Consider the following 12,748-nt stretch of genomic DNA (forward strand, 5'->3'; position numbering starts at 1 on the left):
GTCTCACCGATGGGACGACGGCGGCGCGCCGCCGCCCGGGTGCGGTGGTCGCGCGCCGGGCTCAGAGGTGCTCGGGCAGGACCTCACGGGCGAGATCGGCGATCCGCCGTTCGTTGGGGAAGGACAGGCGGCGCCCGAGGTCCTGCAGGGGCACCCACGCGACGTCGACGGCCTCATGATCGGGATCGTTCTCGATGGTGAGGTAACCGCCGGTACTGATCAGGAGATAGTGGTGGACGGTCTTGTGCACGCGGTGGCCGCTGACCGTGAACCAGTAGTCGATGCTGCCGAGCGCGGAGACGATCCTGCCCTCGATGCCCGTCTCCTCGGCGATCTCCCGGACGGCCGCTTCCTCGTTGTTCTCCGAGCCTTCCGGGTGGCCCTTGGGCAGGCACCACTCCAGGCGTCCGCCGCGGTTGAGGCGGGCGATGATGGCGACGTCGAGGGTGTCCTTCGACGCGTCGACGACGATGCCGCCCGCGGACACCTCCTCCACCGTGGGCAGCTGGTGCTGCACGGCAGGCATACCCGTGGTTCCCATTGACACTGTCAATGGGGTGCGCTTCGGAGCACTTGGAACGGGTCGGTCCATGCAGACCACTCTAACGATCTTTGGCCCGGGACGATGACGACCCGGGCCGCGGCCCGCCCGTTCCCACAGCAGCGTCACGGCATCATGCGGCCCGGTCCACGGTGTGGGAAACGGGGGCTGATCTGGCACCCTTAAGGGACTATGGCGCACCTGCTGGACACTTCCACCCTCACCGCACCCCTTCCTCCCGTTGTCCTCGAGGTCGGCGAACTCTTCGACGCCGCGGGCCATGAGCTCTCGCTCGTCGGGGGGCCGGTGCGCGATCTCTTCCTCGGCAGGGTGTCGCCCGATCTGGACTTCACCACGGACGCCGACCCGGACCAGACACTCGCGGTCGTCCGGCGCTGGGCGGACGCCTACTGGGAGATCGGCCGGGCCTTCGGCACGATCGGCCTCCGCAAGGACGGCTACCAGATCGAGATCACCACGTACCGCGCGGAGGCCTACGACCCGTCGTCCAGGAACCCGACGGTCGCCTTCGGCGCGAACCTCGAGGACGACCTCGAGCGCCGCGACTTCACGATCAACGCGATGGCGCTCCGGTTGCCGTCCCTCGAACTGGTCGACCCGTTCGGCGGTGTCAGGGACCTGCACGCGGGCGTCCTCCGCACTCCCGGCACGCCGTCGTCGTCGTTCTCCGACGACCCGCTGCGCATGATGCGTGCCGCCCGCTTCGTCTCCCAGCTGGGTGTGGCTCTCGCCCCGGAGGTGACGGAAGCGATGACGCACATGTCCGAGCGGATCTCCATCATCTCGGCCGAGCGCGTGCGGGACGAACTGGTCAAGCTCATCCAGGGCGCGGCGCCCGACGCCGGGATCGACCTGATGGTGGAGACCGGGCTCGCGGAGCACGTGATGCCGGAGGTGTCCGCCCTGCGGCTGGAGACGGACGAGCACCACCGTCACAAGGACGTCTACCAGCATTCCCTCACCGTCCTGCGCCAGGCGTGCTCCCTCGAGTCGGGCGGCGACGGTCCGGTCCCGGGGCCCGACGTCGTCCTGCGGCTCGCCGCCCTCCTGCACGACATCGGAAAGCCCGCGACCCGGAAGTTCGAGCCCGGAGGCGCCGTCAGCTTCCGGCACCACGACGCCGTCGGCGCGAAGCTCGCGGCGAAGAGGCTGCGGGCGCTGAGGTTCGACAACGACACCATCAAGGCCGTCGCCCGTCTGGTGGAACTGCACATGCGGTTCTACGGCTACGGGGAGGCCGGCTGGAGCGATTCGGCCGTCCGACGCTACGTGAGCGACGCCGGACCCCTCCTCGAGCGGCTCCACCGCCTCACGCGTTCCGACGTCACCACCCGGAACCGGCGCAAGGCCGAACGGCTGGCGTTCGCCTACGACGATCTCGAGGCGAGGATCGCCGCGCTCGCCGACCAGGAGGAGCTGGCCTCGATCCGCCCCGACCTCGACGGCGAGCAGATCATGGCGCTGCTCGGCGTCCGCCCCGGCCCCGTGGTGGGCCGCGCCTACCGGTTCCTCCTCGAGGAGCGGATGGAACACGGGCCGCAGGACCCCGCCGACGCACAGACCAAGCTCCGGCAGTGGTGGAGCGAGCAACCCGAATCCCAGGAGAGCACCCCATGAAGCCGTTGTCAGGCGCCGCAGCACCGGACCTCACCCCGTCCGGGACACCCCTGCCCCGCCTCTGGCTGCTCCGGCACGGCGAGACGGAGTGGTCGAGGGACGGCCGCTACACGGGGCTGACGGATCTCCCCCTGACCGGCTACGGGGAGGAGCAGGCGCTCGCCGCGCGCGAGCACCTCCAGGGCGTCGAGTTCGACCTCGTGGTGACCTCCCCCCTGCAGCGCGCCGTCCGCACGGCCGAACTCGCGGGTTTCCCCGACGCCGAGGTGCTGCCCTACGCCCACGAGTGGGACTACGGCGACAACGAGGGGCTCAACAGTGCCAGGGTCCGTGCAGAGAACCCCGACTACCTCATCTGGAACGACGGCGCGCCGCACGGGGAGACGCTGGACCAGGTGGCTGAGCGGGCGGACCGCGTCATCGCCCGGGTCCAGGCGGGGTGCGGTACTGCCGCCGACAACGACCCGGGGGCGACGCCCGTGCAGAATGCGCTGCTCGTCGCCCACGGCCACTTCCTGCGGATCGTCGCGGCCCGCTGGCTCCAGTTCGGTGGCATCGAGGGACGGCGCTTCGTCCTCGGCACCGCCGCGGTCTGCGCGCTGGGCTGGGACAAGCACACGCCTGCCATCGTGCACTGGAACCTCTAGGCGCCGTCGGACCCCGACGCCGGCTGCGCTGACCTGCGGACGAAGCGCCGGAGGGCCCACTCGAGCGGACCGGTCCGGTACCTCGCGAGGATGAGGTGACTGGCGGCGGCCTGTCCCGCGAAGAGCACGACGACGACCACGACCACGAGGGTGGGCGGGAGGCGGTCCATCAGACCGAACCCGTAGCCGGTGAAGACGAGGCACAGCACGGCGGACTGGGCGAGGTAGTTGCTCAGTGACAGGCGACCGGTCGGAGCGAGCACTGCCGTGACGACGCGTCCGGCGCGTGATTCCAGCACCAGCAGGAGGGACGCGGCATAGCCCACGGTCACGAGCGGAGACACCACGACCGAGATCCCGGTGGCCAGGAGCGGCACGGCACTGTCCCCACCCCACACGTCGAGGTGGGCCGAGTACCCCGAGCCGGCCAGACCGAGGGGGAGGGTCAGGACGACGACGCGCCACAGCACGGCGCGTGGCGGCACCGCCGGTCGGAGGACCCCCAGCATCGCCAGTGCGGAACCCGCGAGGAAGGCCGCGAGGGCGAGTGGCCCCTGGAAGGACATGACGGACGGAAGGACGACGCCGTAGGTCGCCGCGTTGGCGGCGAGTGCGGCGGCAGGGGACGCCGTCGGCGTGGTCTGCGCGGCGGAGACCTCGGTACCTGCCGCGCCACCGAGGAGCAGGAGCGCCGCGGCGACGAGGAGCAGGGCCATCCCCAGCGTGATACCGATCGCGAGGGCGAGGCGTGCACGCGGCGCCATGGACCCGGCGGCGAGCAGGACCGCGCCTGCGACCGCATAGGTCAGGAGGATGTCGCCGTAGAACAGGGTCAGCCCGTGAACGACGCCGACGACTCCGAGGAAGACGAGGCGCCGTGCCATGATGCTCGCCCCGTCCCTGCCGGCTGCTGCAGCGAGCACGACGGACCCGTAGCCGAACAGCAGCGAGAACAGCAGGTAGAACTTGCCCTCGAAGAACATCACCACGGCAAAGCGGATCCCGAGTTCTGTCCGTGGTGCGCTGGACGGAACCTGGCCTCCCGCCAGATGGGACGAGTCGGCGAAGAACCACACATTGACCATGAGGATCCCGAAGAGGGCGAAACCCCTCAGGGCGTCGACCTGCGCGATGCGCGAGTTCCCACCCACCGGTCCCGGCACCCGATCCCACCTCTCCCCGAAATTATCCCGATGAATTCACCAGAAGGGCTATGCCTGTGCATATTCCATACGGTAGCTTTATTCACGTGCCATTGGGTCTTCCCAACTCGGACCGTTCCAACTCGAACAGTTCCCGACCCGAACCGCGAGGGAAGCCGTGGCCGCATGACCGCAGGTCACTCGACGTATTGGAGGTGGAGATCGTGAATACCATGCTCGGCGGAGCCTTTGCCCGCCCGACCGATCCCGCCTTCGTCCTCCGTCTCCACTAGGAAGTCGGCGCACCGGCGGTAGCCGGCCGATCCAGCACCGTCCCCCGTGCCCGTGCGCGGCTTCCCCACCTCTCCTTTCCCGGCAATGCCATTCGTGGCTCGCCCCTGCCGAATTCCGTCCCGCCGAAAGTCCGTCATGCCCGATTCCAGGCCCATTCCTGCCCAATTCACCGACAATCCCTCCGCACCATTCCCTGCCTCCGGCGAATTCATCATGGGCGGATCGCTGACTCCGCTCCCGGACGCCCGGCCGGGGGTGGACCTCCCGGGTGTCCCAGCACACCCGATGCCCGGTTTCCACCGCAGGAAGGAGGTGCAACGCATGCTGAGGAGATGGAGGAACAGCCTGTCCCTGTGGGGACGGAACTGGGTGAGCCGGCCCCGTGACCCGTGGGAGGCATCGCAGCGGTTGACGCTGCCCCAGCACACCACGTTCATCAAGTGACCTGCGGGCCGGCCCCGCGGCGTCGACCGCAGCCGGCGATCAGATCAGCGATCCCGGGTGCGGTCGACGGTCACCGACGGGCAGGAGTGCGCTGCTTCACGGAATGAGGGGCGTGAACGAGGCGTTATAGGGTCGTGAGGTTACGCGACCGGCCTTCCCGCTCCGGTCGGAAGGGAGATGGTGTGTCCGGCGTCAGGCGCGTGGCCATGCTCTCCCTGCACACCTCCCCCCTCGAGCAGCCCGGCACGGGTGACGCCGGCGGCATGAACGTCTATGTCAGGAGCACCGCCCTCGAGCTCGCCGGCGTCGGGATCGACGTCGAGATCTTCACACGCGAGGCCGGCGAGGGACGCCCGCGGCGTGAGGTGCTCGCCGACGGCGTCGTGGTCCACCACCTCGACGCGGGACCCCGCCACCGCATCCCGAAGGAAGACCTGCCGGGGTTGACGGACACCTTCGCCGACGCGATCACGGACGTGGCCGACCTCCTCGCGGACGGCCACTTCGACGTCCTGCATTCCCACTACTGGGTCTCCGGAATGGTGGGTCTCACGCTCAGCCGGGAGATGAACCTGCCCCTGGTCCACTCCATGCACACGATGGCGAAGGTCAAGAACCTGCGCATGAAGGCCCTCAGTGCTCCGGAACCGGCCGAGCGGATCGCCGGCGAGGAGGCCGTCGTCGAGGGGGCAGCGCGTCTGATCGCGAACACGAGCACCGAGGCGTCCGAGCTCATCTCGCTCTACGGCGCCGAGCCGGACCGCGTCGACGTGGTGGCTCCCGGCGTGGACCTGTCGACGTTCAACCCGGGTGATCACGCCGCTGCCCGGGCTGCGCTGGCCTTCCCTCCGGAGCAGTTCCACGTGGTGTTCGCCGGGAGGATCCAGAAGCTGAAAGGTCCGCAGGTCCTCGTCGCCGCGGCAGCGGACCTCCGGCGCCGGCGGCCGGACATCCCGCTCGCCGTCAGCATCCTCGGCGCGGGAAGCGGCTCCGAGGCGCTGGCCCTTCAGCCCCTCATCGACGACGCCGGCCTCACCCGGGACGTGCGCCTCTACCCGCCTGTCACGGCCTCCCACCTCGCCCAGTGGTTCCGGTCCGCGGATGCGGTGGTGATGCCGTCCTTCAGTGAATCCTTCGGCCTCGTGGCGCTGGAAGCACAGGCGTGCGGTACCCCTGTGATCGTCGCCAACGTCGGCGGGCTGCCGCAGGCCGTCAGCGACGGGCGCAGCGGCCTCCTCGTGGACGGTCACTCCGCGACCGCCTGGGCGGACGCGCTCGAACGGCTGCATGACGACGCGCGCCTGAAGGAGACGCTGGGCCGCGGGGCCGCCACCCATGCGCTGGCATTCGGCTGGCAGCGCACGGCCCTGCTGACGGCCCAGAGCTACCGCACCGCCGTCGAGCGTTTCTCCACGGCGCCCGCCCGCTGACGCCCCGTGCGCGCACCCTAGGATGGAAGCGTGAATCCCACCGAGCTCGCCACCTACCTCGATTCCGTCCGCATCACCGGGCTCGTGGCCACGCCGCGGCAGGACAACCTGAAGCACATGCGGCTCTTCCTCGAGCGCAACGAACACCTCGAGTTCGGGGTGGAACACACCAGGGAGTGGACCTACGACGACGTCTTCGACCTCATGCACGAACGCGTGGGGACGAGCCCCGACCGGAACCACACCGAGGGCCAGGACACCATCGACGCCGTGAAGTGCATCGCGGCCCTCGACCGGTTCGCCGACCGGCTGGGGGCGTCCGCCCGCCGGAAGGAGCGGATCCTCTTCGCGACGGGCCACCCCGCGGGCCTGCTCCCCGTCCATGCTGCCTTCGCGCAGGCGGTGACCGCCGCGGGTGCCACCGTGGTGCGGGTCCCCGAGGGGCGCCATTTCGGTGCCGGGGACATCCGCCAGGTCTTCGGGGTGCTCGTATGGCATCAGCACGGTGGACTCATGCACACGCACTTCCCGGAGCCCATGCGCCTGAGCCTCGAGACCCTCACCCGCGCCGGACACGACCTCCCGGACCTCGTCGTGGCCGACCACGGGTGGGCAGGCCATGCGGCGAATGCCGGACTGCCGACCGTCGGCTTCGCGGACTGCAACGACCCCGGGCTGTTCGTCTCGGAGGCGCAGGGCCAGCTCGACGTCGCCGTCCCGCTCGACGACAACGTGACCCCGGGACTGTACGAACCCCTCATCGATTACGTCCTCGGGCGGGCAGGGCTCCCGCGGGCTTGATCCGGGGCGCTGGTAGGTTGGCTGCATGAGCGATCTTGAGATTGCCCGCGCCGCCGCGGTCAGGCCCATCGAGGACATCTCCGACGCGGCAGGGATCCCGCGGGAGGCCCTCGAGTTCCACGGCCGATACAAGGCGAAGATCGACCCGCGGCTGCTGCCCGACGACGGCCGCACCCCCGGCAAGGTGGTCCTGGTCAGCGCCATGAGCCCGACCCCCGCGGGCGAGGGGAAGTCCACCTGCACGGTGGGGCTCGCGGACTCCCTCGCCCGGGCAGGGCAGCGCGTGATGATCGCCCTGCGTGAGCCCTCCCTCGGGCCCGTGCTGGGGATGAAGGGCGGCGCGACCGGTGGCGGCTACTCGCAGGTGCTGCCCATGGACGAGATCAACCTGCACTTCACCGGCGACTTCCATGCCATCACCTCCGCGAACAACGCGCTGGCCGCACTCATCGACAACCACATCCACCAGGGCAACGAGCTCGGTATCGATCCGCGGCGCATCACGTTCAAGCGGGTCCTGGACGTCAACGACCGCGCCCTGCGCGAGGTGGTCATCGGCCTCGGGGGGCCCATGCAGGGAACCCCCCGCCAGGACGGCTTCGACATCACCGTGGCCTCCGAGATCATGGCCGTCTTCTGCCTGGCCACCGATCCCGCGGATTTGAAGGAACGCCTGGCGGACATCACCTTCGGCTACACCTACGACCGCCGGCCGCTGACCGTCCGGGACCTGGGGGTGGAGGGGGCGTTGGCCCTGCTGCTCAGGGACGCCCTCAAGCCGAACCTCGTGCAGACCATCGCCGGCACGCCGGCCCTCGTGCACGGTGGTCCCTTCGCGAACATCGCCCACGGCTGCAACTCCGTCATCGCCACCCGGACGGCCCGCCGCCTCGCGGACATCGTCGTCACGGAGGCCGGCTTCGGCGCGGACCTCGGGGCCGAGAAGTTCATGGACATCAAGGCGAGGGTCGCGGATCTGGCACCCGACGCCGTCGTGATCGTCGCGACCGTCCGTGCCCTGAAGATGCACGGCGGGGTCGCCAAGGCCGACCTCGCGCGGCCCGACGCCGAGGCGCTCCGGGGCGGGACGGCGAACCTCCTCCGCCACGTGCGGAACATCGAGAAGTTCGGGATCTCGCCCGTCGTCGCCATCAACAGGTTCAGTACCGACACGCAGGAGGAGCTCGACTGGCTGCTCTCCTGGTGCGCCGGCGAGGGGATCGCCGCCGCCGTCGCCGACGTGTGGGGCCAGGGCGGGGGTGGCCCGGGCGGGGACGAACTCGCGGCCGAGGTCCTCGCGGCCCTCGAGCGGCCCGTCGCCTTCTCCCACCTCTACCCGCTCGACCTCCCCGTGGAGGAAAAGATCCGCATCATCGTGCAGGAGATGTACGGAGCGGACGGCGTCGACTTCTCGGTCCCGGCCCTGCGTCGCCTGAAGGAGATCGAGGCGAACGGGTGGTCGGGACTGCCCGTGTGCATGGCGAAGACCCAGTACTCGTTCTCGGACGACCCGAGCCTGCTCGGCGCACCCAAGGGCTTCACCGTCCACGTCCGGGACCTCATCCCGAAGACCGGCGCCGGATTCGTCGTCGCGCTCACGGGTTCCGTGATGACGATGCCCGGACTGCCGCAGGAGCCGGCCGCGCTCCGCATGGACGTGGATGCCGACGGCAACGCCGTCGGACTGTTCTAGCACCCGCCCTGCCCGGACCGGTCGGGACACACAGGAGGCCGGGACGGCGATCCGTCCCGGCCTCCTGTGATGCTGCCTAGCGCTCGATGTCGCCGCGGATGAAGGCCTCGACCTTCTCGTGGGCGATGTCGTCGGCGTACTGCTCCGGCGGCGACTTCATGAAGTAGCTCGAGGCCGAGAGAATCGGTCCGCCGATACCCCGGTCCAGGGCGATCTTCGCCGCGCGGATCGCGTCGATGATGACGCCTGCCGAGTTCGGCGAGTCCCAGACCTCGAGCTTGTACTCGAGTGACACGGGGGCGTCACCGAAATTGCGGCCCTCGAGGCGGACGAAGGCCCACTTGCGGTCGTCGAGCCAGGCGACGTAGTCCGAGGGGCCGATGTGGACGTCATCGGCCCGCAGTTCGGCCTTGACGTTGGAGGTGACGGCCTGGGTCTTGGAGATCTTCTTCGACTCGAGGCGGTCGCGCTCGAGCATGTTCTTGAAGTCCATGTTGCCGCCGACGTTCAGCTGGTAGGTGCGATCGAGCGTGACGCCGCGGTCCTCGAACAGCTTCGCCATGACACGGTGGGTGATCGTGGCGCCGATCTGGCTCTTGATGTCGTCCCCGATGATCGGGACACCGGCCTCGGTGAACTTGTCCGCCCACTCCTTGGTGCCCGCGATGAAGACGGGGAGGGCGTTGACGAACGCGACGCCGGCGTCGATGGCGCACTGCGCGTAGTACTTCGCGGCGTGCTCCGAGCCGACGGGCAGGTAGCAGACCAGGACGTCGGCCTTGGAGGCCTTGAGCTGCGCCACGATGTCGACGGGCTCCTCGTCCGATTCGACGATCGTCTCCCGGTAGTACTTGCCGAGGCCGTCCAGGGTGTGTCCACGCTGGACGATGACGCCGGTCGGCGGCACGTCGGCGATCTTGATCGTGTTGTTCTCGCTCGCACCGATGGCCTCGGCGAGGTCGTGGCCGACCTTCTTGCCGTCGACGTCGAATGCCGCCACGAACTGCACGTCCCCCACGTGGTACTTGCCGAACTCGACGTGCATCAGGCCGGGAATGGCGCCCGCCGCATCCGCGTCGCGGTAGTAGTGCACGCCCTGGACCAGCGACGCGGCACAGTTGCCGACTCCAATAATTGCCACGCGAATGGGGTTCTGTCCCACAGTTCTCCTCGAAAGCCTGATGAATATGCCCCGGCCGTCATCGCCCCGGGCGCGGTTGGCAGGGAATGCCAGTGTACGTTCCCTTTCCAACGCGGGTGGAGGCCGCCTCATTCCTCGCGCGGGTCGGCCTCCCCGGTCACGGGCCCGGGAACGCTGCCCATCCGGGGACGCGAGGCGGTTAGGCTCGGGGAATGACCTCGGGCACGGGCAGGCGCGGCCCCTACCGCATCAGTGTCCCGAGCCGCTCCGACCCGGCGCTGCGGCCCCTGGTCGAGTGCGTCGGGGGCCCGCTCGGGCGCCGCGCCGATCCCGGCCGTGTCACACCGGGATGGTTCACGGTGGAGCGGGTGCTGATCCTCCTGACCGTCTGCTCGGCCGTCCTGGCCGTCGTCGTCAAGAACCCGTGCCGGATCGAGGGGTGGTCCTCACCGGACTACTTCTACCGGGCCTGCTACTCCGACTGGACCGAGCTCTACCAGAGCCGGGGTCTCGGGGAGGGCGTCCTGCCGTTCATCACACCCGGCGCACTCTTCGAGTACCCGGTGCTGCTCGGGCTGCTCGCCTCGGGAACCGCCGTGCTGGTGGAGGTGGTCGCGGGAGGGGCGGACGTGGCGGTGGCCTCCCGCCTCTACTTCGACGTCAACGCCGTGCTCCTGGCCGGGGTGTGGATCCTGACGGTCCTGGCGACCCTCCGCCTCGCCGGACGGCGTCCCTGGGATGCGGCCGTCGTGGCCACGGCACCGGTGATCATCCTGGCGGGCACCATCAACTGGGATCTCTGGGCCGTGCTGCTCGCGACCGCGGGCATGCTGGCGTTCGCACGCGACCGGCCGGTCCTGGCGGGGATCCTCTGGGGGCTCGGTGCCGCGGTGAAGCTCTACCCGGTCCTGATGCTCGGGGCGGTGCTGGTGCTGGCGATCCGGACGGGGCGCTACCGGCCCCTCGTCGGAGCCCTGGCGGGCACGCTCGCGGCCTGGCTCGCGGTGAACCTGCCGTTCCTGCTGCGTGATCCGGCGGGCTGGGGCTACTTCCTCACCTTCTCGGAGACGCGCGACGCCGGATTCTCCTCGGGCTGGTACGTCTACAACGCCCTGGCACGCCAGGCAGGCGTCGCCACCCTCACCCCGGCTGCCATCAACGCGGGTGCGGCCGTCCTGTTCGTGCTCGCCTGCGCGGGCATCGCGGTCCTCGCGCTGCGCGCGGACCGCCGGCCCCGGCTGGCCCAGCTGGCACTGCTCATCGTCGGCGCGTTCGTCCTCTGCAACAAGGTGTACTCGCCGCAGTACGCCCTGTGGCTGGTGCCGCTCATGGCACTCGCGGTTCCCCGCTGGCGGGTGGTCTTCGTGTGGCAGCTCGTGGAGATCCTCCACTGGGCGGCGGTCTGGCTGTACCTGGGGGGCATGACGAGCGGTGGCCCAGCGGCGAACAATCTGGGGGTCGGCACGTACTCCTGGGCGGTCCTCGCCCACATGCTTGCTACGGCATATGTCATGGGGGTGGTCGTCGCGGACATCCTCGCGCCGCGCCGCGACGTGGTGCGGCGCATCGGTATCGACGACCCCCAGGGCGGCCCGTTCGACGGGGCGCGCGACCGCTTCACCCTGGGAGCCCTGGGACCTCGCGTCTTCCCGCCCCGGAGCCGGGCGGTCGCAGGGCTGCAGGCGGGCGGACCCGTGAGTGCCGCTCCGATAGGCTTGCAGGACCGCGCGGACCCGACCGTCACCCTGTCGTCCGGCGGTGACGGGCCGGGCCCGGCGAGCCCGCAGGTCCGCAGCGTGCCCGATCATCGACCAGTGCAGGACCCCCAGTGAGAGACCCCCAGTGAACGCAGCACTCCTGACCTACAGCCCGCTCGACCGGCAGGCGTTCGACGCCCTCGCCGCCGCGCACCCCGCGGTGCTGATCCCGCTCGAGCAGACGCCCGACTGGGTGGACTTCGAGCGGGCCCTCGGGCGCACGCCGCTGGGCATCTGGGCCTACCGGGACGCCGCGGGCACGCTCGTCGCAACCGCCAGCTACGTGCACGTAGTGCGCCGCTTCCGGGAATCCGTCGTCGTGGTGAACGGACCGGTCTGGTTCGCGGAGCGGACGCCCGCGGCGGAACGCCTGCTGCTGGAGACGGTGCGCCGGCAGTTCAGCGACCATCCGACGGTGCACCCGCTCTACGTCCGCCTGCAGGTCGCCACCCTGCAGGCCCCCGCCACCGGCCCGATCGAGCACGGCTGGTACGAGCGCGAGATCGTCGTCGACCTCACGCCGTCCGAGGCGGACCTCCTGAAGAGCTTCCGGCCGAACGCCCGCAACAGCATCCGGCGGGCCCAGCGCAACGGCATCGAGATCAGGCATATTCCGCGGGAGGAATGGAAGCAGGTCTTCGCGAGCGAGCTGTACCCGATCATGCGGGAGACCGCGGAACGCGACGGCTTCCAGTCCTTCGACTCGTCCTACTACGAGACCCTGCTGACCGTCCTCGGCGACCATCTCCGCCTGCTCGTCGCCTATCGTGACGGGCAGCCGCTGAGCTGGCTCATCACCACCGAGTACCGCGGCCATGCCGTGTACTACTTCGCCGGCAGCACGCAGGCGGCACGCACCACCTTCGCCCCCTACCTGCTCCTGTGGGAGGCGTTCAGGACGCTCAAGGCTGCAGGGAACACGGCGTGCGGACTGACCGGTATCGAGAGCGAGAACTACCCCTCGCTGGCCAACGTCACGACGTTCAAGCGGAACTTCTCGAAGAACGTGGTGGTGGTGCCCACGACGTACGACGTCCCGCTCGATGCGGGCCGGTACACGGCGGTGGCGTTCCTGCTGGCCGCGCGGCGGAGCGGACCGGCGGCAGCACGCAGGACCGTCGGCCGCCTCCGGGAGGCGGCCGGTCGGGTCGGCGCGCGCAGCCGGACGAGCTCGGAGACCTGACCGGCGGGGATCGACCCCGCCCGGGAGAGAGGAAGCC

General features: G+C 69.9%; 11 protein-coding genes. 8 read left to right on the top strand and 3 right to left on the bottom strand.

Annotation, left to right across the window (positions count from 1 at the left end; genetic code table 11):
• Positions 1–61: 61 nt before the first annotated feature.
• Complete coding sequence (locus tag CXQ92_RS09820; RefSeq protein WP_258069840.1) at positions 62–541, bottom strand: NUDIX hydrolase; 480 nt, start codon at positions 539–541, stop codon at positions 62–64.
• A 192-nt stretch (positions 542–733) separates the two neighbouring features.
• Between CXQ92_RS09820 and CXQ92_RS09825 the strand changes: the two genes are divergently transcribed.
• The gene (locus CXQ92_RS09825) at positions 734–2,179 is read left to right on the top strand and encodes a CCA tRNA nucleotidyltransferase (protein WP_104167561.1); all 1,446 of its coding nucleotides are present in this window, start codon (positions 734–736) and stop codon (positions 2,177–2,179) included.
• Complete coding sequence (locus CXQ92_RS09830; RefSeq protein WP_104167562.1) at positions 2,176–2,826, top strand: histidine phosphatase family protein; 651 nt, start codon at positions 2,176–2,178, stop codon at positions 2,824–2,826. The genes CXQ92_RS09825 and CXQ92_RS09830 overlap by 4 nt, the downstream gene beginning before the upstream one ends.
• Here CXQ92_RS09830 and CXQ92_RS09835 read toward each other — a convergent pair.
• Positions 2,823–3,989 (bottom strand): DUF418 domain-containing protein, encoded by a 1,167-nt coding sequence (locus CXQ92_RS09835; RefSeq protein WP_104167563.1) that lies wholly within the window; start codon positions 3,987–3,989, stop codon positions 2,823–2,825. The two genes, CXQ92_RS09830 and CXQ92_RS09835, sit on opposite strands and share 4 nt — an antisense overlap.
• A 594-nt stretch (positions 3,990–4,583) precedes the next feature.
• On the opposite strand from CXQ92_RS09835, the gene CXQ92_RS18655 reads away from it, so the two are divergent.
• The 4 genes from CXQ92_RS18655 to CXQ92_RS09855 all read left to right on the top strand — a co-directional run bounded on the left by CXQ92_RS18655 (position 4,584) and on the right by CXQ92_RS09855 (position 8,630).
• Entirely contained in the window at positions 4,584–4,706 is a 123-nt protein-coding gene (locus CXQ92_RS18655) for a hypothetical protein (RefSeq protein ID WP_258069841.1), read from the top strand.
• Between the two features lie 182 nt (positions 4,707–4,888).
• Positions 4,889–6,136, top strand: a complete 1,248-nt coding sequence (mshA, locus tag CXQ92_RS09845; RefSeq protein WP_104167565.1) for a D-inositol-3-phosphate glycosyltransferase — start codon at positions 4,889–4,891, stop codon at positions 6,134–6,136.
• Positions 6,137–6,166: 30 nt separating this feature from the next.
• Positions 6,167–6,937, top strand: coding sequence for a phosphatase (locus tag CXQ92_RS09850; protein ID WP_104167566.1), 771 nt, complete (start codon positions 6,167–6,169; stop codon positions 6,935–6,937).
• Between the two features lie 25 nt (positions 6,938–6,962).
• The gene (locus tag CXQ92_RS09855; protein ID WP_104167567.1) at positions 6,963–8,630 is read left to right on the top strand and encodes a formate--tetrahydrofolate ligase; all 1,668 of its coding nucleotides are present in this window, start codon (positions 6,963–6,965) and stop codon (positions 8,628–8,630) included.
• Between the two features lie 76 nt (positions 8,631–8,706).
• Here the strand turns inward: CXQ92_RS09855 and CXQ92_RS09860 are convergent, their stop codons facing one another.
• The gene (locus CXQ92_RS09860) at positions 8,707–9,792 is read right to left on the bottom strand and encodes an inositol-3-phosphate synthase (RefSeq protein WP_104167568.1); all 1,086 of its coding nucleotides are present in this window, start codon (positions 9,790–9,792) and stop codon (positions 8,707–8,709) included.
• Positions 9,793–9,983: 191 nt separating this feature from the next.
• Here CXQ92_RS09860 and CXQ92_RS09865 point away from each other — a divergent pair, with 191 nt between their 5' ends.
• Positions 9,984–11,603 (top strand): glycosyltransferase family 87 protein, encoded by a 1,620-nt coding sequence (locus CXQ92_RS09865; RefSeq protein ID WP_104167569.1) that lies wholly within the window; start codon positions 9,984–9,986, stop codon positions 11,601–11,603.
• A 10-nt stretch (positions 11,604–11,613) separates the two neighbouring features.
• Entirely contained in the window at positions 11,614–12,711 is a 1,098-nt protein-coding gene (locus CXQ92_RS09870; RefSeq protein WP_104167570.1) for a peptidoglycan bridge formation glycyltransferase FemA/FemB family protein, read from the top strand.
• Positions 12,712–12,748: the final 37 nt, after the last annotated feature.

Origin of the sequence: Arthrobacter sp. SX1312, assembly GCF_002929295.1 — a bacterium.
GTDB lineage: Bacteria > Actinomycetota > Actinomycetes > Actinomycetales > Micrococcaceae > Arthrobacter_D.

Bases quoted from the DNA above. Each gene is read 5' to 3' on its own strand.
- CXQ92_RS09820 (WP_258069840.1), bottom strand. From the start codon at position 541: ATGGGAACCACGGGTATGCCTGCCGTGCAGCACCAGCTGCCCACGGTG.
- CXQ92_RS09825 (WP_104167561.1), top strand. From the start codon at position 734: ATGGCGCACCTGCTGGACACTTCCACCCTCACCGCACCCCTTCCTCCC.
- CXQ92_RS09830 (WP_104167562.1), top strand. From the start codon at position 2,176: ATGAAGCCGTTGTCAGGCGCCGCAGCACCGGACCTCACCCCGTCCGGG.
- CXQ92_RS18655 (WP_258069841.1), top strand. From the start codon at position 4,584: ATGCTGAGGAGATGGAGGAACAGCCTGTCCCTGTGGGGACGGAACTGG.
- CXQ92_RS09855 (WP_104167567.1), top strand. From the start codon at position 6,963: ATGAGCGATCTTGAGATTGCCCGCGCCGCCGCGGTCAGGCCCATCGAG.
- CXQ92_RS09865 (WP_104167569.1), top strand. From the start codon at position 9,984: ATGACCTCGGGCACGGGCAGGCGCGGCCCCTACCGCATCAGTGTCCCG.